Consider the following 19,094-nt stretch of genomic DNA (forward strand, 5'->3'; position numbering starts at 1 on the left):
ATATTATTGCACACACAATAAATTTCTAGGATTTTGAAAAGTTGAGAGTTGAAGGCAAAGGACATACAATCAAGAACTTTGTCAAATTTAGGTTTACCACAATAAAAAAGTTTGGTCAAATTTCAATTTAACTTTATGAAATTTTATCTAGGTAAACAATTCCGAAATAGGTATCCCCATATTTAACAAAAACCTTACTCATTTTAACGCAAGTCGACAAGAAAAGAAAGTATCGATCGCTCGCCTATGCGCTGTAATGATTGGTAATGGTGATAAATGAGTGGAAACTCACTAAAGACTTCCAGCAAAAAACCGGCTCATCGCCGGTTTCTCATTTATTCATCTCTCACCAAAATGTCTGGTCGCCTATAGATGCTTCCTTCATGTTCTATGTCTATATACGTCCACTTGCCTGTATAGGTTAAAAAGCGATTCCCCTCTTTCTCTACGACCATCGTATCCTCTGATTTCAATCCTGGTAAGGAAGGATTCCAAGTGAATACTTGATGAAGCTGGATCTCTTCCACGGATGAAGGAACTGCAATGATCTCTCTAGACACAAATCCAGTCTTCCCTCCTTGGTGAAGCTTTTTCCAGCTATCAGGAAATCCTTCTTTTTCATATTGAGCAATGCCTGCCTTCAATACATCTCCAATGGTGTTCCCTGGACGAGTGGCTGCATTCATGACCGTGTCAATTCGCGCAAGCCTTTCCTTGTTTTCTTCAAGCTCCTTTGGTAGCTGTCCAAAGTAAACGGATCTTGTGACATTTGCCACGAGTCCATGCCGTTCAGCACAAAGGACAACCAGTGCATGCTTTTGAAGTGCTTTTTCTGTTGGGATCGGGTGGCGATATTGATGAATACGGTCATCTGTCGCCACAAGCAGCACTTCTATCGTCATCCCCTGCCCAATCGCTCTTTGAGCAACAAGCGAAGCAATTTCATGCTCCGTCTGTCCTGGAACGATTTCTTGACAGACACTTTCTACAATAACCGCTGTTTCATGACAAAGGGTTTCGTATTGGCTGAGCTGTGGCGCTGAAAGGATCGATCGAACACGAGACAAATCGGGTTCGATCCATTCCACTCCTTCCATTTGAATGTCCGCACCGATTCGTTTGTCTTTTATGAGTGTTTGAATGTAAGGAGTCTCATCCTCAAACCAATCCATTGTGACGACTTGAAAGGGATGGTCAAAATACGCCATTTCTTCTTCAATGATTCGTTTTTCTTCCATTTGATTCACAACTAGGACAATATCGTCTTTCAACACAAGGAGCTGACAAACGCCCTCTGGCGTGTTTAACACAATGTGGTTTCTTCTTCCCCCTGTAAGCCAAGAAAAGTTATTACGCTTTTGAATAAGAACACCGTCGAGTTGTTTTTCTTCCATTAAAGTTCTTACCTGTTCAATCATCAACTCATCACCTGCCTGTATGGAGTGTTTGAATGAAACGTTTAAATGCTGTTTTCCCTTGCTCTGTTCTTTTAAACACACCCGCCTGCGCGAGTATACGAGAAAAAATGAGGCCGATTTCTTTTTGTAAAATGGTTTCTACGTTGTCCTTCGTAAAGGTATTCTCTTCGATCAGACGCTCTGCCCATGGCTCGTGCTTCATGATAGACGGGCAGGCTTTGATTTCTTCAAGAGGTTTTTTGGATAGCAGCGCTGCTTTTAGCTGGCTTAATTCCTCTGCTAATCTTCCAGGAAGGACGGCGAGACCCATGACCTCAATTAAACCGATATTCTCTTTTTTAATATGATGAACTTCTTTGTGCGGGTGGAAGATTCCGCCTGGGTGCTGCTTGTCTGTACGATTATTTCGTAGCACGAGATCTAATTCGTACTCATCCCCATGACGGCGTGCGATTGGTGTAATGGTATTGTGCGGGGTCTCTCCTGTATGAGAGAACAGCCCCGCTTCTGGATCTGAATACATTTTCCACTCATTTAATATAAAATCCGCTGCCTCCGCAAGTGTCTGCTGGTCGCTGCTTTGAAGCCTGATCACTGACATCGGCCATTTCACAATACCTGCCTTCATCCTCGGAAACTTTTCGAGAGAAAACACTTCTTCCATCTCTGCTTTCGCCATCGGAAATTCATGAGCACCACCTTGAAAATGGTCATGACTTAATATGCTCCCTCCAACAATGGGAAGATCAGCATTTGATCCTATGAAATAGTGCGGATATATCGATATGAAGGAAAGCAGACGCTCGAAGGTCTTTTTAGATATCTGCATTGGTTCATGCTCGCCCTTGAACACAATACAATGTTCGTTGTAATACACATACGGCGAGAATTGCATAAACCACGACTCATTTGTAAGTGTCACCGGAATAATCCGGTGATTCTGTCTTGCTGGGTGATTGATGCGTCCCCCAAACCCAACATTTTCTTTACAAAGGAGACAAAGAGGATATTGCTTTTGACTCAGCTTTTTGGCTTCAGCGATCGCTTTTGGGTCCTTTTCCGGTTTCGATAGATTAATCGTGATCTCAAGCTCACCATCTTCTGTCGGTGTAAACCACTGCACGTTTTTGGCGATTCTGCCTGTATGAATATAGTGGGCATGCTGCTGCATTTCATAAAACCAGCTTGTCGCTGCCTTTGGTCCGTCATGTTGGCGTTTCTCTTCAAACTTTGCATAGATGACACTCGGAGGCGCCACCAAGCAGCCCATGATTTTGGCATCTAATAAATCACGATACGTATCTGTCCCGTCAGGAATAAGACCTGTTTCAACTGCCCAATCGAGCATCGGCATTAAGATGTCTTCAAGGTCGCTGTCTCCTGAGACTGTTCTTGCCTCAGCATCATCGAGACCAAGCACCTCTAGCAGCCGGTTCCTTGTATAATCCATATCTAGTGGTGATATTAGCTCTTTATTGATCCCGTATTGAATCAGCTGTTCTAGCTTTTCAAAAATATCAATCGCCATTCCCTTTGTCTCCTCCCTTGCCTGCTACACGTTACTCACTTTGATAGCCATCTGGATGTTTCTGAAACCAATCCCATGCACTTTGAATGATGGTGTGGAGATCTGCATATTGCGGCTTCCATCCTAGTTCTTTCAGCGCTTTTTCTGATGAAGCAATCAGCTTAGCCGGATCACCCGCACGTCTTTCTGCCACCTGTGCTGGAATGGCATGCCCCGTCACTTCTCTTGCAGCTTCTACGACCTGCTTCACAGAGAAGCCTGTGCCGTTCCCTAAGTTGTACGTCGCGCTTCCTTTTCCTTCACGCAGACGCTCAACCGCTAGAATGTGTGCCTCTACTAAATCCATGACATGAATGTAGTCTCTAATGCATGTACCATCCTCTGTTTCATAATCATCACCGTAAATCATGATTTGATCACGCTTTCCTAAAGCCACTTGTAGAATAATCGGAATTAAATGCGTTTCTGGCTGATGATCTTCACCGACAATCCCTTCTGTATGAGCACCGGCTACATTAAAATAGCGAAGCACAACATATTCAATACCATATGCCTGCTCAGACCACTTCAGCATTTTCTCAATCGCGAGCTTCGTTTCCCCATAAGGATTTGTTGGGTTCGTCTCATCCGTTTCAACGATCGGTACACGCTTTGGTTCACCATATGTCGCAGCAGTTGAAGAGAATACAATGCGTTTCACATCAAATTCATTCATCACCTGAAGTAAAGCCGTTGCCCCTCCGACATTGTTGTCATAGTACTTCAGCGGGTCTGTTACACTTTCTCCAACAAGAGAATCTGCCGCAAAGTGCATGACCGCTTCTATGTCATGCGTTTGAAAAACCCGTCTTAAAAAAGCATGATCCCTTAAATCTCCCTCTTCTAATACGGCACCCTTTACGACTGCCTCTTTATGACCTGTCTGCAAATTATCCACAATTACTACTTGTTCTCCTTTAGCCAAAAGAGCCGCTACCGCATGACTGCCAATAAAACCTGCTCCCCCACATACTAAAATTGCCATCAAAATTCCTCCTTCGTTAATTCTCTAGCGCCGCCTCCAATTCCAGCTGTGTAAAAAGAGGCTTGAATGCCTGTTTTTTCTTGATAAATCGCACCTGTTTCTTCTATAAATGAGTCCAGTAGCTCTTCTTTCACAATGCTGACGGTACAACCCCCAAAGCCAGCACCTGTCATACGGGAACCAATCGCCCCTGGATGTTGCCATGCGGCTTCCGCCAGTGCATCTAGCTCAAGCCCAGTGACTTCATAATCATTCTTTAAAGAAAGGTGAGATGCCTTCATGAGTGCACCTAGTTCTTCCATTTTATCATCTTTCAGAAAATTTACTGCTTTCATGGTCCTCTCGTTTTCCGTGATGGCATGTCTTGCACGTTTTCTACACGTTTCATCTTGTATCAAATGTTCATGCTTAGCGAATTCATCCACCGTGAGCTCACATAAATGCGCAATATCTCGTTCTTTTCTAAGATCGTTTAAAGCCGATTGACATTCTGAACGGCGTTCATTGTATTTGGAATCTGCAAGTGTTCGTTTTTTATTTGTATTGGCAATGACAAGTGCCAGACCCTCTTGCCGAAATGGGCTGTATTCAAAGGAAAGCGTGTCACAATTGAGCAAAATAGCGTGACCTTCTTTTCCAAGACTAATTGAAAATTGATCCATAATGCCGCAGTTCACGCCAATAAACTCATTTTCAGCACGCTGCGCAAGAAGGGCTAGGTCGATTTGCGTTACGCCGAATGACGACCATTCATTGATCAAGACAGCCGTGACGAGCTCAATAGAGGCAGAGGATGACAGGCCTGCGCCATTTGGGATATTGCCGGCATATACAATATCAAAGCCTTCTTTCACATCCATGCCTGCTTCGATAAACTGTTGGAATACTCCCTTCGGATAATTCGCCCAGCCGTCCGATTCTGAGAAAGCGATTTCAAAAAGGTCGAACTCTTTCACACCTTCTTCTTCAAAATTCAAGGAATACATTCTGACGCGTCCATCTGATCGTCTTGCTCCCGCAGCATATGTACCAAGAGTGAGTGCACATGGAAAGACATGGCCCCCATTATAATCTGTGTGTTCACCAATCAGATTGACTCTGCCTGGGGCGAAAAAATAGCGGAGTTCTTCCTGATTTCCAAATTTCTGGTGAAATGCTGCTCGTAATGTGTCGATCATATCCATTCCCCTTTTCTCTTCTGATAATCTTATTTTAGTTGCCCCGTCAGCTGAAGTTCAATGGTAAAAAAATCGTTAAAAAATACCCTTTTTTTGCTGTGAATGGTACGATGTGATATGAGGTGTAACATGATTCAAAATAGAAAAAGGTTGTTTTTTGCTGTGAAGGAGGGTTTCCAATTTGAAGAAGGAAGCATTTGCATTTCGTTTTCACCATTCTGATGTGACATTGCCGGCCCAAATCTGGTCTGTTGGCTGGGAAGTTCAATCATCTTCGTTATACAGCTGGAATGGCGTAGAGCGGAAGGATCAGGGCAAGTGCATCTTTCAGCTCACACTGTCTGGACACGGCATGATTGAAATCGGACAGAAACGATTCAAAGTATTGCCTGGACAGGCCTTTCTGGTGAAAAGCCCCAGTGCTTATCAATACTATTTTCCAGAAGACAGTGAACATTGGGAATTTCTCTATTTAACACTTTATGGGGAAGCCTGTGACCTTTGCTTTGATCAATTTATCGATCAAGGAAAGCAGGTCATGCGTTTTCATCCGAATTCCAAACCGATCCGCCTGCTAAAGAAGATTTATGATGAAGCCAGTGAAAGACGGATTACCAATCCATTTGAGGGGTCTAGCCTTGCTTATCAATTTGTCATGGAACTGTATTCATATTTGCCAAAGCTTGAGGGACAAATGGAGAAATGGCCTGAGCCCATCGTCCAAGCGGCCTTATTTGCAAGCCACCATTTTCACGAGGAGATTGGGCCTGACGATATGGCAGCTGCGGCACGTTTATCCAAAAGTCATTTTACGAGGGAATTCAAAAAGGCAACTGGCTTCACACCGATTCATTATTTAACCAATATTCGTTTAGAAAAGGCGGAAACGTTACTGAAAACAACGAAATACTCGATTGAAGAAATCGCCACACAGTGCGGCTACCGAAACGCGAATTACTTGAATAAAGTCTTTCGAAAGAAAATCGGCATGTCTCCAAAGCAACTCCGGGAAACAAGCGATGCATAATAAAAAGCAGCCGCTTTTCAATTGGCTGCTTCTTTTACGCTTTCGTCAGGTCAACACGAATTCTCCCTTGTCTTAAAACAATGGTCATTTGCGTATCAGGGGTCATTAAATTTTCTAAAATGTCCGTCGCTGTTTGAAGCGCAATGTCCATTCGGTTGATCTTTTCCTTTTCTTGTTCAGAAAATGCTTCTGGATGTGCGGTCATTTCTTTGACTAGCCTCAACACTTGTTCATGCTGCTTTTCTGTTTGTTGATATATGGCATCATATAATTCGTCTGGCCTGCTGCTCATTTCACATCACCTATCTTTTTCATGTGTTAAATCGCATCTTCTTTTGTTTTCTTGAAGACGAACCATTTACTGGCGACATAATTGACCACGACAATCACAAAGTTAACAAGAATTTTTGCGACGGTTTCGTTGAGCGCCATTTGGCTCACAAATAAAATCATCAGCCCCAGATCTACACCTAGAGACATGAGACGGACACTAAAAAATGAAGAAAGCTCACGCATCAGGCTTTTTGTGTCACGAGCCTTTTGCTTGAAGACATACTTCTTATTGGTGATATAAGCAAAGAGCACAGCAAACACCCATGAAACAACCGTTGCTGTTTTGTAATCCATAGAAAACATCTCAACGAATAAATAGAAGCTGACTATGTTGACAATGGTTGTACACACACCCATGATCAGATACATGACAACTTCTTGATACTTTTGAAAAAGGCTATACATGTCTTTCTTCATTCCTTCTTGGTGAATTCTGTTTCTTTTAGAATACCATCTTAAGAAGAACTTCCCAAACGCACAATATGTGCGTCCTGCAAAGATGAAATTTGTTCACGCTGATGGCATATGTCAACCTTATTGGTTTATATGAGTCAAATGATTTAGGTCTTTATCATTATTTTAATTTATAATCTTTTAACTGACTTTACAATTGTTTATTATGAGAAGTAAGAATTCAATATTTATGGGTTTTTTAGTCATTTTTTTAGGAACGTGGTAGGTGATAGATTTTACAAAATAGGTTAAATGTCATCATTTTTCGACAAAAATCTATTTTTGTACTCCATTCACATACACGTACAGTTACTAGACGGTTTGTTCAAGTCATTGGTTGCAGATGAATATGTCTTATTGAACTGGAGGATATTATGGATACGCAAGTGAAAAGAAGAGTTGACGAAGAGTGGGTTTATTTGATTCAAGAAGCGAAAAAAATTGGACTAGGCATCGAGGAAATACAAGCTTTTTTAACATCCAACGGTGATCAGAAGATGATAAACAAACCGTAATCAACGCCGTTATCCTTTGTCTTTCAGATTGCTTTGGCTAAAGTTCTAACCTGTCAATTGACCTTTTAAACATCCTTTCATGACGATACGCTACAATAATTGAACACCTCATCATACCAATCCCTTCCACTCAATGGGGTTCTGTCTTTCTATTTTTAGGAGGACAGTCCGTTCCCTGTTCTTTATATGACCCCTTTTTAGCTGTCATTCATGGAAATTGCCCATTTTCGTTATAAAACCAAGCTCCCCACCCATATATTAAGCATGAGACACAAGAAAGAAGAAAGGTGGGTGGCGCGTGAGTTCAGATTCCCTATCTTATTATCATCAAAAGAAGGATCAATATTATCACGGTGTGAACCCTGTGATTGTCCATCGTATTCGTAAGGAATGGACGTCTATCTTGGATATCGGATGCGGCACAGGCCAGCTTGGCAAAGTCCTAAAACAACAAGACCGTACCATATATGGAATTGAATCTTTTGAAGATGCGGCAAAGCAGGCTGAGAAAGCGCTGGATTATGTTTTATGCGGCAATATTGAACAGATGGCGCTGCCTTATCAGCATGAACAATTTGACTGCATCATTTTCGGAGACGTCCTTGAACATTTATTAGACCCTTGGGCCGTTTTAAAAAAGGTCAAACCTTTTCTGAAAAAGGAAGGGGTCATCTTGTCTTCCATTCCGAATATTGGTCATATTTCAACGGTTTTAGAATTACTGGCTGGGAGATTTTCTTATACAGATGCAGGATTAATGGATCAAACACATTTACGCTTCTTTACCCTTCACGAAATTCATGCCCTCTTTCAGTCAGCCGAGTTCCATGTTCGTGAGCTTGAAACCATTCGTGTACAACACCCTTCCTATACGGGCGTCATGAATGATCTACATGAATTACTCGTAAAACATGGCATCCGTTTTGATTTTAACGAGGCAGCGACAGCCTATCAATACGTGGTTGAGGCGGTTCAACTCAATGAGTAGCCCCACCATCTTATTTGTTTTATGTGTAAATGATGAGTCGATGTTTCAAGCTTGCTTCCGGCAGCTCGCTTCACTTCCTGCTCCGCACGGGTATCATGTAGAGGTTTTGCCTATTAGACATGCATCAAGTATGGCCTCTGGATACAATGAAGCTCTCACTCATCCTGCACAGTTTAAAATTTATCTTCATCAAGATACACTCATCGTCAAACAGCATATGCTTCTCGAGCTGATCCCACTTTTCTTGCAGAATCCGTCACTTGGCATGCTTGGGGTAATAGGTGCAGAAAGTGTGCCAGACAATGGAATCTGGTGGGAGAGCCATGATTGCAGAGGGAAAGTCATTGAATATCGGCACGACACCTATCAGCTACTGACGTTTGAATCTGGTCATCCACAGACAGAGCCCCAAGGTTATATCAAAGCTTCTGCTATTGACGGTCTTTTTATGGCAACACAATATGATATCAAGTGGCGTGAGGACCTCTTAGACGGGTTTCATTTTTATGATGTGTCACAGTCTTTTGAGTTTGCACAGCAGGGATATGAGGTTGGGATTGCAAGGCAAGTGGAGCCCTGGTGTATTCACAAATGCGGAGATCATTTTGATGCAGAAGCATATGAAAAAGCAAGACAAACATTTCTTGCAAATTATCGATAGAAAGCACCCTTTTCGGGTGCCTTTTTTATGATATACTGTCATAAACAACCAGATCGTCTCATATGCATTGGAGTACCTTGTCCCTAATTCGTACAAAGGAGGAAACAATGGCAGACAAAAACGTTCATTATAAGAAGGTTGCCGCTTCAAAGGATTTTCGAAAACTTCTTGAGGAAAAACGCAGATTTATCGTACCGATGACGATTTTCTTTTTTCTCTTTTACTTTTCACTTCCGGTTGCTACATCCTACTTCACCTTTTTGAACACGCCAGCAATTGGAGCGATCACGTGGGCTTGGTTATTTGCCCTCACGCAATTTGTGATGACATGGGTTTTATGTGGGCTTTATGCAAAAAAAGCAGCTCAGTTCGACAAATATGTAAGCGCTTTAAAAACTGAATCTAGAGGTGATGACGAATGAGTATGACCGCTTTTATTTTATTCATAGCGATCGTAGGTCTCACATTGGTCATCACGTATTTTGCTGCGAAAAAAACAAGCAATGCGAGTGATTTTTACACCGCAGGCGGCGGACTGACTGGGTTTCAGAACGGCCTTGCCATTGCCGGGGACTATATGTCTGCTGCTTCATTTTTAGGGATCGCCGGCATGATCGCCTTAAATGGATTTGACGGCTTTTTCTATAGTATTGGCTTTCTTGTAGCGTATCTTGTCGTCCTTTATGTCGTGGCTGAACCACTGCGAAATCTAGGAAAATATACGATGGCTGATATGATTGCTGCACGATTTAAGCGTCCTGCCATTCGAGGGGTAGCCGCATTTAACACAATCACAGTCTCAACTTTTTATATGATTGCACAGCTTGTTGGGGCAGGTGCATTAATCAAACTGCTTCTTGGCATTGATTACTGGATTGCGGTGCTGATCGTAGGTGTCTTGATGACTATTTATGTCGTGTTTGGCGGCATGATCGCAACCAGCTGGGTACAGATCACGAAAGCTGTGCTTCTCATGCTGGGCACGCTGATTATTTCGCTGCTTGTGTTTGCCAAGTTTGATTTTAGCCTGCTGAAGATGTTTGAGCAGATGAAAACAGCGACCCCGCTTGGTGAAGCTTTTCTTCACCCGGGAAATAAATATGATGTGCCTTTAGAGACCCTGTCTCTGAACCTTGCCCTTGTGCTAGGAACAGCAGGTTTGCCGCACATTTTGATCCGTTTTTATACAGTAAAGGATGCCATTTCTGCGCGTAAATCTGTTCTATCCGCTACGTGGATTATCGGGATTTTTTATTTAATGACGGTTTTCCTCGGCTTCGGTGCCGCTGCTTTTGTCGGAACAGATGCAATTACGGCAGCCGATGCAGCAGGAAACATGGCAGCACCACTGCTTGCACAGGCCCTAGGGGGAGATTTTTTATTTGCCTTTGTTTCCGCTATTGCCTTTGCGACCATTTTAGCAGTGGTGACCGGTCTTGTTTTATCCGCCGCGTCTGCCTTTGCCCATGATTTTTATAGCCAGATTATCCGCAAAGGGAAAGCGAGTGAACGGGAACAGGTGAAGGCGGCACGCTTTGCTTCCATCGGCGTGGCCATCCTTTCCATCATTCTTGCATTATTTGCGCAATCTTTAAACGTTGCTTTTCTTGTGTCACTTGCCTTCGCAGTGGCAGCAAGTGCGAATTTACCGTTGATTATCTTCACTGTCTTTTGGAAACGATTTAACTCAACAGGTGCTATCGCAGGAAGCTTAACAGGTCTTCTGAGCGCACTCCTGATCGTGTCACTCAGCCCAAGCGTCTGGGACCCATCAGGGGCAGCAATTTTCACAGGAGAGCCGCTTATCCCACTATCGAACCCTGGGATTATCTCGATCCCGCTCGGATTCCTTGCGGCTTACTTAGGCACCATTTTCTCCTCTGAAAAAGCAGATGAAGACACCTTTACAGAAATTCAAGTAAAAGCACACACAGGCATGCATATGGATACAGATTGATGAGAAAAAGCCGGCTGCTCTGCCGGCTTTTTCAGTGTTCTTGCTATTTCAAAACTGTACTCAATATGGGATAAATTGGCCTTTTAATCTCTCTTTATATCTTTCTAACTTGCCACATTTCCTCAACGTGATCAACGAACAGCATGTGATGATGATCAACAGAATTTCATGAACTTCTCCTCTGTTATCAATGATTCTTTTCAACCCTATTACCCCCATAGACTTCAATTCTCTTGTTATTCTTATGTTATCATTTTAAACACATACTGGAAATTCACCCCACAAGGAAGAAGTGAAACATATGCATAAATTGTACTCAGCAAAATTATTATTTGAATCTAGCTCCTCACCAAAGGTGAGACCGGATAAAATCTTTGAGGAACGAATCATTTTAGTGAGAGCAAAAAACAATCGAAAAGTGAAACAAATCGTCAAAGACCATTTTCCAGATGAGACATTTGAAAATGGGGATCATGGACAAACAACCACAAAACTAGTAGCCGTACTAGATATCTTTGAGCTAGTTGAAAACTTAGACGAAGGTCCCCTGCATTTAAGCGAAGTGTACAGCCGATATCTTCTTTTTGATCAAGAAACATCTGCTAAAGAAGCGATTGACGCTTATTCGTTAGACAAATAAAAGAAGCCGGCTGCTCTGCCGGCTTTTTAATATCGCTGGAATAACTCTGGGTTTTTCGGGACGTTTTCTAAATAAACGATCTTTCCTTGATCATCCAGCTCCGCAATATCAATGCCTTCTGCTGTATATACACGACCGTCTGTTAACTTTCCGCAAACAGCCCAGTTTGTTTCATACTTCCCATCTTCTCGTTTCACCCAGCCATCCCACATGTGCTTAATGTCTTCATGTACGTGGAAAAATGTGTTCAAAAACTGTGTGAACGCTTGGATGCCAGGCTTTTCAGCACCATTTAAGACAATCATGACATCATCAGAAAACAATGCCAGCAATTCGTTCATTTGCTCTTGCCCTTTTCCCGCTTCATCATATCGGCGAAAATACGTATCGAGCACTTCCATGATTCATTCTCCTTTATTTACCTGTCATTTCGAAGAAAATCGAACAATTAGATTGTACACAATTGTATCTCTTCTGTCTATTTTTCACGCAAGTAAGAAAAGACATGGATGAGTCAATCCATGTCTTTTACAGATGAAAGAGCTGCTTTCTCTGACTCGACGAGAGATGTTAGTTCTTCCGCAGCTTTTTTCGGATTAGCGCTTTGGCTAATGGCGCTAATGATGCTAATGCCATCGGCTCCCGTTTGGATGACTGGTGCCGCATTTTCATATGTGATACCGCCGATGCCCACAATAGGAATGTGAAGAGCGTGTTGACGTACTTCGTTGATTAAAGAAACACCTTGGACACTGCGTGTATCCTTTTTTGTTTCTGTAGGATAGACTGGACCCATCCCAACGTAATCTGCCCCGTCCTTCATCGCTTGCCTCACTTCATCTAGATTGTGCGTGGACACGCCTAATATTTTATTCCCGATTCTTTGCCGTACATCTTGTGCAAGTGTATCTTCCTGCCCAACATGGACACCATCTGCATCAAGATCGATTGCAAGCTGTACATCATCATTTACGATAAAGGGGATATTCGCTTCTTGGCAAAGTGCTTGAATCTGCCGAGCGATTTTTTTCTTTTCTTCACCTTGCAGAGCACCTTCACCCTTTTCACGAAACTGAAACATCGTGATCCCGCCTTGAATGGCCTCTTTCACCACATCAAGCGGATGCCGGCTTGTATTCGCTGTTCCCATAATAAAATAAACCGATAATTGCTGTTTGATTAGCTGCTGATCAACCTTCGTCATGCAAAACTCCCCCTATTTTTCCTAACGTGATCACATCTTGACCATTTGTATTGGACAGCGCGTTTAACAATTCGATTTGAAAGGTCCCTGGCCCTTTCTCATTTGTCTGCTGAGCTGCCTTTTCTGCAGCGACACCATAAAACAGCAGAGCTGATGCCGACGCATGAACTGGACGTTCCCCTGTTGCACAAAATGCCCCTATGACAGAGGTGAGTAAACAGCCGGTCCCTGTCACCTTGGTTAACCATTCGTGTCCATTATGAATAGACAGAACCTCTTCTCCATCTGACACGACATCCACTTCCCCTGTAATCGCCACAACGGTTTGAAGTGCTTTTGTCGCCTGCTTTGCTAAAGACGATACATCTCCATTTGCCCCTTTTGCATCAACCCCTTTTGACTGCCAGCCATTCACTCCAATTAAATGAGCTATTTCAGCAGCATTCCCTCTAACAACAGTGATGTCCACTTGCTGTAACAGCTGTTTCGCCGCACTCGTCCGAAACGTTGTCGCACCAACACCAACAGGATCTAATAGAACCGGTACACCTTTTTCATTGGCCGCTTGTCCAGCAATGACCATTGCTTCCACTGTATCCTTTGTTAGTGTGCCGATATTCAGCACAAGTGCATCCGCTAATTGCGCCATTTCTGCCACTTCTTCTTTGGCGTTTGCCATGACTGGAGAAGCACCTAAAGCAAGCAGTCCATTCGCTGTAAAGTTCGTCACAACCTGGTTGGTGATATTATGGACAAGCGGATTTTCCGCTCGAACCTGTTCCAAAAGATGAGACACGCAGCTTAATTTCATCTGTATCGTCCTCCCTTTTACTCTGCATCCCACACATAGGATTTTGTATGCTTTAACCATTCTCTTGCAGCAAAGGACAAGTAGCGGTCCTTTCGCCAAATGACACCCAAATGCCACGGAATAGACGGATTTAAGGAAATGATCCTCACTTTATCAGGATCTAGATCACGGCAAATCCGTTCAGGCAGAAGCCCGATTCCAAGGTTCTCAGCAACCATTTCACTGATGAAATCCCATTGTGACGTTTCATAAATAACGTTTGGCCTGAATCCCGCATTCATACATTCATTTAAGATTCGGCTGTGCAGAACGAAATCTTCTCGAAAGAAAATAAAAGACTCTTCCTTTAAATCAGCCAAATGAACCTCATCACGTCCTGCCATCGGATGTGATGGATGGGTGACAAGCTTCATATTCTCTTTAATGATGGTGTATGTATGAAAAATTTTATCATTTGCAGGCAGAACAATGACACCAATATCTAATGATCCATCCTCTACCCCTTCCTCTACTTTAATGGAGCCGTGCTCCACCAATTGAAAGGTGACATCTGGATACTGTTGGCGGAATTCCCCCATCACATTTGGAAAAAAGCTTGATCCAATCATGGGCGGCAGTCCTATTCGGATATGTCCTTTTTTCACATTCATTAAATCATTTAATTCACTAGTTAAATTCTGAAATGATTGTGTAATTTCACTCGCCTGTGTATACATGGTTTGTCCAGCATCTGTCATTTCAACCTGTCTGCCATTACGGTAAAACAACTGCACACCTAGCTCATCCTCTAGGTTTTTGACCATCTTGGAAATGGTCGGCTGCGACACATAGAGCGATTGCGATGCTTTCGTAAAACTCTTTAACCGTGCCACTTCTAAGAAATATGTTAAATGTCTGATGTCCACATGGTTCATCCTTTCTATAGACAAAAGGAATACTAACTATTCGATATATGTATTTTACCTATAATAGAACGTGCTGTACACTTTAAAGTAAGCTCACCGATTAGAACGTTGTGTTGTTTTTGTGAAACAGTGAACAATTTATATAGAAAAAGGAGTGAACAGAAAGTGCAATTGCTCAAAACGTCGCTGATTGCTACCCTTCAGATTATGGCTTTATTTGCTTTTGCGAAATTGATGAATGTGCTGGCGGCCTTTTTGCATTTAAGAATTCCGGGCACGATCTTAGGCATTCTTGTCATTTTCTTATTACTTCATTTTAACATCATTAAATTAAAATGGATTGAACTTGGCGCCGTATGGCTGCTCGGAGAACTGCTGCTCTTCTTTATCCCTTCAGCAGTAGGTGTGATTGATTACGGAACATTACTTTCTCAATCTGGCACAAGTATTGTCCTTGTGGTTTTACTTAGTACCTTTGTGGTCATGCTCTCGACTGGCATGATGACGCAGATGATTGCGAAAAGAAAGGAGCGAAAAAAATTATGTTAGTTGGTGGACTATTTTTGATCTTAACCATTCTGATCTATCTCGGATCAAAAGCGGTTTATAAACGTCATCCGAAAGTCTATGTCTCCCCTTTACTTGTAACACCGGTTGTTCTTGTGGTCTTGCTGTTAATCGTGAACATTCCTTACGATGCTTACAATCAAGGCGGAAAATGGCTGACAAATATGCTTCAACCTGCGACTGTGGCATTTGCCATTCCTTTATATAAGTATTTTCACATTCTGAAGAAGCATGCAGTAGAAATTATTTTGAATGTGGCTTGCGGTTCTATCGTTGCGATTTTATCAACAGCGTTTATCGCCAAATTGTTTCATTTGGATACGAGTCTGATCGAGAGCCTCGTCCCAAGATCCGTCACAACACCTGTTGCAATGAGTGTGTCTGAAATGATTGGCGGGATGCCGTCCGTTACGGCTGTATTCGTCATTTTAACAGCATTATTTGGTTCAATCATTGGGCCATTGGTTATCCGTTATTTCCGCATTGATAATGACATTGCAATGGGCGTTCTGCTTGGTACAGGAGCACACGGTGCAGGCACATCGAAGGCCTTTGAACTGAGCTCCGTCTCAGGCACGATCTCAAGTGTGTCCATGATCATTTCGGCCATTATTACATTATGTGCAGCGCCTATCCTGATGTCGTTTGCCTTATAGAAAAAGCCATTTCCCCTTATCGGAAAATGGCTTTTTCTTATGCTTGGATGAAGACAACCTTTAAATAGTTCCCCTCAGGATAATTTTTCGTTGTACGGAAGTCCTCAGGAAGTGTATATTCCTCAAGAATACGATACGTTTTCCCCGATTCTTTAAAGGCCTGTGCAATAAATCCTTTAAACTTTTTCATCCCAAATGCACTGCTATTGGTTGACGCCACAATGACGCCGTTCTCAGCTGTGATCTGGATGGCTTCTTTTAATAGTTTCTTATAATCCTTCGCCGCACTGAATGTGTGTTTCTTCGTTCGTGCAAAGGAAGGTGGGTCCAAGATCACAACATCATAGCTCCAGCCTTTTTTCGCCGCAAACGGGAAATATTTAAAGACATCCATGACTTTGATATCCTGCCCGTCTACATCAATGCCATTCACTTCAAACTGCTCGGATGTTTTTTTCAAACTGCGGTTTGCAACATCTACACTTGTCGTACGGCTTGCCCCGCCAAGCGCTGCTGCTACAGAGAAAGCGCCGGTATAAGAGAACGTATTAAGGACGGTCTTTCCTTTTGCATAGCGATCTCGAATTGCTTTTCGCACATGACGCTGATCAAGGAAAATACCTGTCATCGCACCATCATTTAGATAAACCGCCACGTTCATCCCATTTTCTTTGACGATAAGAGGAAATTCACCTTTCTCCCCTTTTACAAAATCGTCATCTTCGATATATTGTCCAGACGTATCAAATCGTTTCTTTTCATAAATGCCTTTATAGTCAGGGTACACCTGCTCAATCGCAGCCAATACATCTTCTTTTAATGTAAAAACACCTTCGCTATACCATTGGATGAGATAGAATCCATCATAATAATCAATCGTGATTCCACCAATTCCATCCCCTTCCCCATTGAACACACGGAAAGCCGTCGTCTGTGCATCACGAAATAGATGCGTTCTGCTTTTGGATGCCTGTTCAAGTTTAGAAACAAAAAAGGGCTGATCTATTTTTTCGTTAGCGTCAAAGGAAAGCACCCAACCGATGCCTTTATTTTGCACACCATAATATCCTTTCCCTAAAAAAGAGCCTCTTTCATCTACCCATTCAATGAGCTCGCCTTCCTGTACACCGTTCACACGCGACACAGCATCTTTTGAAATAAGCGGATATCCCTTTTTCACTTGTTCTGCAAATGTTTGTTTTAATGAGATTTTTTTCATTTGTGTCATCCTTATCCTAAATTGACTCTCTCTATCCTACCATATGAATGTATACGTTACTTCTATTATGATAAGATGAGGAGAAAAATATCAACTCGACATAGAGGAGGCTCTTTTTTGACAACATTACGCTTAGATCATACAGGGATTATGGTGACAAATATTGATCAGTCCATTGATTTTTATGAAAAAGTGGTGGGCATGAAATTAAAGGATCGCATCACTCATACAAACGGAGTCATTGAACTTGCCTTTCTTGGCTTTAAAGACGAAGCGGAAACGGAAATCGAACTCATTCAAGGGTATAGCAGTGACCTTCCATCTGAAGGAAAGGTTCACCATCTCGCCTTCACAACAGATAATATTCACGCTGAATTTAACCGTATTCAAAAGCTGCAAATTGAGCTAATAGATGAAGAAATCACAACATTGCCCAATGGCTATTGCTACTTCTTTTTCCGAGGGCCAGACCAAGAGTGGATTGAGTTCTTCCAGCGATAATATTTCCTAGGAAATGCATGCGAATCGGTATATTCATTCTCGTCACAAAAGAAAAAGAGTAAGAGCATACCTGCTCTTACTCTTTTTTTATAGCACCTTACTAAGAAATGATTTGGTACGCTCATGCTGAGGGTTTCCAAAGAGTGCTTCTGGTTTGTCTTCTTCGACGATATATCCGCCATCCATAAAGATCACGCGATCTCCCACTTCTCTTGCAAAGCCCATTTCATGTGTGACGACAATCATCGTCATTCCTTCGACTGCTAATTGTTTCATAACAGCTAAAACATCCCCAACGACCTCAGGGTCAAGAGCAGATGTCGGCTCATCGAATAAGAGCACTTTCGGGTCCATCGCCAAGGCTCTTGCAATGGCAACACGCTGTTTTTGTCCACCAGATAATTGGTTAGGGTAACTTTTGGCCTTGTCTTTCAAGCCGACCTTTTCAAGCAAGTCTAATGCTTTATCGACTGCGGCTTTCTTCTCCATCCCTTTTACTTTCACCGGTGCGATCGTGATATTTTCTAACACGGTTTTATGAGGAAATAAATTAAAGTGCTGAAACACCATGCCAACTTCTTGTCGTACTTTATTGATATTCACTTTTGGGTCTGTAATCGTATGTCCGTGGACAACAACTTCCCCAGCCGTAATATCCTCTAATTTATTGAGACATCTTAGAAATGTGCTTTTCCCTGATCCTGAAGGACCAATGACACATACAACCTCTTTTTCCTCGATGACTGCATTAATATCCTTTAAGACTTCGTTATCACCAAAGGATTTCTTCAAGTTTTTCACCGTAATCATACTCATTTCACATCAAATCTCCTTTCTGCGTAGCTAGCCAGTAGAGAAAGTAAATAAATGATCACGAAATAAATGACACCGACAATGAGCCAGACATTCAAAGGATCAAATGTAGCCGATGCTTGAACTTGTCCCCGCTGCATGATATCAGCAATACCGATAATCGATAAGAGAGAGGTGTCCTTCAAACTGATGATGGCTTGGTTCGTAATGGCTGGAAGCATACGGCGGAATGCCTGTGGAAGAACGATAAAACGCATGTTTTGTCCACCTGTGAATCCTAAAGAGCGTGCGGCTTCTGTTTGTCCTTTATCAATGGACTGAATCCCTGCACGAATAATTTCTGAGAAATAAGCTCCTGCATTAATCGCTACTGTAATAATCCCTGCCGGCACTCGATCAAGCGAAATGAATTCAAGTGTATTAAGCCCAAAATAAATGAAGAATAGCTGTACGATAAATGGCGTACCTCGAATGGCATTGACAAAAACGAGTGAAATAAAGTTCAAGATTTTAAATGGTGACAGGCGGAATAGCGCCACAATCAACCCGATAATAAAACCTAAAATGATAGCAACAACAAAGATATATAAAGTGGTTTGCAAACCATCCATTAAATACGGAAATGCATTAACAATCGTATCCATGTTTCTCCCTCCCTAATTCACATACGGTTGACACATAAAGAAAGCGCGCTCT

23 protein-coding genes are annotated in these 19,094 nt (G+C 42.4%); 10 read left to right on the plus strand and 13 right to left on the minus strand.

The features are described from left to right. Nucleotides 1-335: 335 nt before the first annotated feature. Genes MHI41_RS17805 through MHI41_RS17820 form a run of 4 tightly spaced genes read right to left on the minus strand, consistent with a single transcriptional unit; the run spans nt 336 to nt 5,154 of the window. On the minus strand, nt 336-1,418 hold the full coding sequence (locus MHI41_RS17805; RefSeq protein WP_282833296.1) for an aminopeptidase P family N-terminal domain-containing protein: 1,083 nt from the start codon (nt 1,416-1,418) through the stop codon (nt 336-338). 7 nt (nt 1,419-1,425) lie between these two features. Next, nucleotides 1,426-2,946, minus strand: a complete 1,521-nt coding sequence (gene galT / locus MHI41_RS17810) for a UDP-glucose--hexose-1-phosphate uridylyltransferase (RefSeq protein WP_342494369.1) — start codon at nt 2,944-2,946, stop codon at nt 1,426-1,428. A gap of 31 nt (nt 2,947-2,977) precedes the next feature. Beyond that, entirely contained in the window at nt 2,978-3,970 is a 993-nt protein-coding gene (galE, locus tag MHI41_RS17815; protein ID WP_024719494.1) for a UDP-glucose 4-epimerase GalE, read from the minus strand. Next, entirely contained in the window at nt 3,970-5,154 is a 1,185-nt protein-coding gene (locus tag MHI41_RS17820; protein WP_342494370.1) for a galactokinase, read from the minus strand. Before MHI41_RS17820 ends, galE begins: the two co-directional genes overlap by 1 nt. Before the next feature lie 175 nt (nt 5,155-5,329). Here MHI41_RS17820 and MHI41_RS17825 point away from each other — a divergent pair, with 175 nt between their 5' ends. After that, nucleotides 5,330-6,175, plus strand: a complete 846-nt coding sequence (locus MHI41_RS17825; protein WP_008345501.1) for an AraC family transcriptional regulator — start codon at nt 5,330-5,332, stop codon at nt 6,173-6,175. Nucleotides 6,176-6,209: 34 nt separating this feature from the next. On the opposite strand, the gene MHI41_RS17830 is transcribed toward MHI41_RS17825, so the two are convergent. After that, nucleotides 6,210-6,467: a hypothetical protein gene (locus MHI41_RS17830; RefSeq protein ID WP_008345502.1), complete on the minus strand. Its 258-nt coding sequence runs from the start codon at nt 6,465-6,467 to the stop codon at nt 6,210-6,212. Between the two features lie 26 nt (nt 6,468-6,493). Continuing rightward, entirely contained in the window at nt 6,494-6,877 is a 384-nt protein-coding gene (locus MHI41_RS17835; RefSeq protein ID WP_024719496.1) for a GtrA family protein, read from the minus strand. Nucleotides 6,878-7,335: 458 nt separating this feature from the next. Here MHI41_RS17835 and MHI41_RS17840 point away from each other — a divergent pair, with 458 nt between their 5' ends. The 6 genes from MHI41_RS17840 (at nt 7,336) to MHI41_RS17865 (ending at nt 11,722) form a co-directional block, all read left to right on the plus strand. Next, entirely contained in the window at nt 7,336-7,476 is a 141-nt protein-coding gene (locus MHI41_RS17840) for an anti-repressor SinI family protein (RefSeq protein WP_008345506.1), read from the plus strand. A gap of 298 nt (nt 7,477-7,774) precedes the next feature. Next, nucleotides 7,775-8,464 carry a class I SAM-dependent methyltransferase gene (locus MHI41_RS17845; protein ID WP_342494371.1) on the plus strand — a complete coding sequence of 230 codons (690 nt, stop codon included), beginning with the start codon at nt 7,775-7,777 and terminating at the stop codon, nt 8,462-8,464. Continuing rightward, nucleotides 8,457-9,125 carry a glycosyltransferase family protein gene (locus MHI41_RS17850; RefSeq protein WP_046526772.1) on the plus strand — a complete coding sequence of 223 codons (669 nt, stop codon included), beginning with the start codon at nt 8,457-8,459 and terminating at the stop codon, nt 9,123-9,125. The genes MHI41_RS17845 and MHI41_RS17850 overlap by 8 nt, the downstream gene beginning before the upstream one ends. A gap of 107 nt (nt 9,126-9,232) precedes the next feature. Beyond that, nucleotides 9,233-9,547, plus strand: coding sequence for a DUF485 domain-containing protein (locus tag MHI41_RS17855; RefSeq protein WP_025208191.1), 315 nt, complete (start codon nt 9,233-9,235; stop codon nt 9,545-9,547). Next, a complete protein-coding gene (locus MHI41_RS17860; RefSeq protein WP_282833292.1) occupies nt 9,544-11,082 on the plus strand; it encodes a cation acetate symporter in 1,539 nt (512 codons plus the stop codon). The genes MHI41_RS17855 and MHI41_RS17860 overlap by 4 nt, the downstream gene beginning before the upstream one ends. A gap of 301 nt (nt 11,083-11,383) precedes the next feature. Beyond that, nucleotides 11,384-11,722, plus strand: coding sequence for a DUF4288 domain-containing protein (locus tag MHI41_RS17865; RefSeq protein WP_017360152.1), 339 nt, complete (start codon nt 11,384-11,386; stop codon nt 11,720-11,722). Between the two features lie 26 nt (nt 11,723-11,748). Here MHI41_RS17865 and MHI41_RS17870 read toward each other — a convergent pair whose 3' ends face one another. The 4 genes from MHI41_RS17870 to MHI41_RS17885 form a co-directional block, all read right to left on the minus strand. Then, entirely contained in the window at nt 11,749-12,123 is a 375-nt protein-coding gene (locus MHI41_RS17870) for a nuclear transport factor 2 family protein (RefSeq protein WP_008345523.1), read from the minus strand. A gap of 113 nt (nt 12,124-12,236) precedes the next feature. Continuing rightward, on the minus strand, nt 12,237-12,926 hold the full coding sequence (gene thiE, locus MHI41_RS17875; RefSeq protein ID WP_342494372.1) for a thiamine phosphate synthase: 690 nt from the start codon (nt 12,924-12,926) through the stop codon (nt 12,237-12,239). Continuing rightward, nucleotides 12,913-13,737: a hydroxyethylthiazole kinase gene (gene thiM / locus MHI41_RS17880; protein WP_342494373.1), complete on the minus strand. Its 825-nt coding sequence runs from the start codon at nt 13,735-13,737 to the stop codon at nt 12,913-12,915. The genes thiE and thiM overlap by 14 nt, the downstream gene beginning before the upstream one ends. 17 nt (nt 13,738-13,754) lie before the next feature. Continuing rightward, nucleotides 13,755-14,642: a LysR family transcriptional regulator gene (locus MHI41_RS17885; protein ID WP_008345526.1), complete on the minus strand. Its 888-nt coding sequence runs from the start codon at nt 14,640-14,642 to the stop codon at nt 13,755-13,757. A 165-nt stretch (nt 14,643-14,807) separates the two neighbouring features. On the opposite strand from MHI41_RS17885, the gene MHI41_RS17890 reads away from it, so the two are divergent. Both MHI41_RS17890 and MHI41_RS17895 read left to right on the plus strand, forming a co-directional pair. Continuing rightward, nucleotides 14,808-15,191, plus strand: coding sequence for a CidA/LrgA family holin-like protein (locus MHI41_RS17890; protein ID WP_008345527.1), 384 nt, complete (start codon nt 14,808-14,810; stop codon nt 15,189-15,191). Beyond that, entirely contained in the window at nt 15,185-15,865 is a 681-nt protein-coding gene (locus tag MHI41_RS17895) for a CidB/LrgB family autolysis modulator (protein ID WP_007497850.1), read from the plus strand. The genes MHI41_RS17890 and MHI41_RS17895 overlap by 7 nt, the downstream gene beginning before the upstream one ends. A gap of 37 nt (nt 15,866-15,902) precedes the next feature. Here MHI41_RS17895 and MHI41_RS17900 read toward each other — a convergent pair whose 3' ends face one another. Then, nucleotides 15,903-17,084, minus strand: a complete 1,182-nt coding sequence (locus tag MHI41_RS17900; protein WP_045033808.1) for a class I SAM-dependent rRNA methyltransferase — start codon at nt 17,082-17,084, stop codon at nt 15,903-15,905. Nucleotides 17,085-17,201: 117 nt separating this feature from the next. Between MHI41_RS17900 and MHI41_RS17905 the strand changes: the two genes are divergently transcribed. Further along, entirely contained in the window at nt 17,202-17,585 is a 384-nt protein-coding gene (locus tag MHI41_RS17905) for a VOC family protein (RefSeq protein ID WP_008345541.1), read from the plus strand. 87 nt (nt 17,586-17,672) lie between these two features. Here the strand turns inward: MHI41_RS17905 and MHI41_RS17910 are convergent, their stop codons facing one another. After that, on the minus strand, nt 17,673-18,401 hold the full coding sequence (locus MHI41_RS17910; RefSeq protein ID WP_025208197.1) for an amino acid ABC transporter ATP-binding protein: 729 nt from the start codon (nt 18,399-18,401) through the stop codon (nt 17,673-17,675). Beyond that, a complete protein-coding gene (locus tag MHI41_RS17915) occupies nt 18,398-19,042 on the minus strand; it encodes an amino acid ABC transporter permease (protein ID WP_007497860.1) in 645 nt (214 codons plus the stop codon). Before MHI41_RS17915 ends, MHI41_RS17910 begins: the two co-directional genes overlap by 4 nt. Nucleotides 19,043-19,094: the final 52 nt, after the last annotated feature.

The sequence above is a fragment of the Bacillus sp. FSL M7-0307 genome, from assembly GCF_038627835.1.
In the GTDB taxonomy this organism is placed as follows: Bacteria; Bacillota; Bacilli; order Bacillales; family Bacillaceae; genus Bacillus; species Bacillus altitudinis.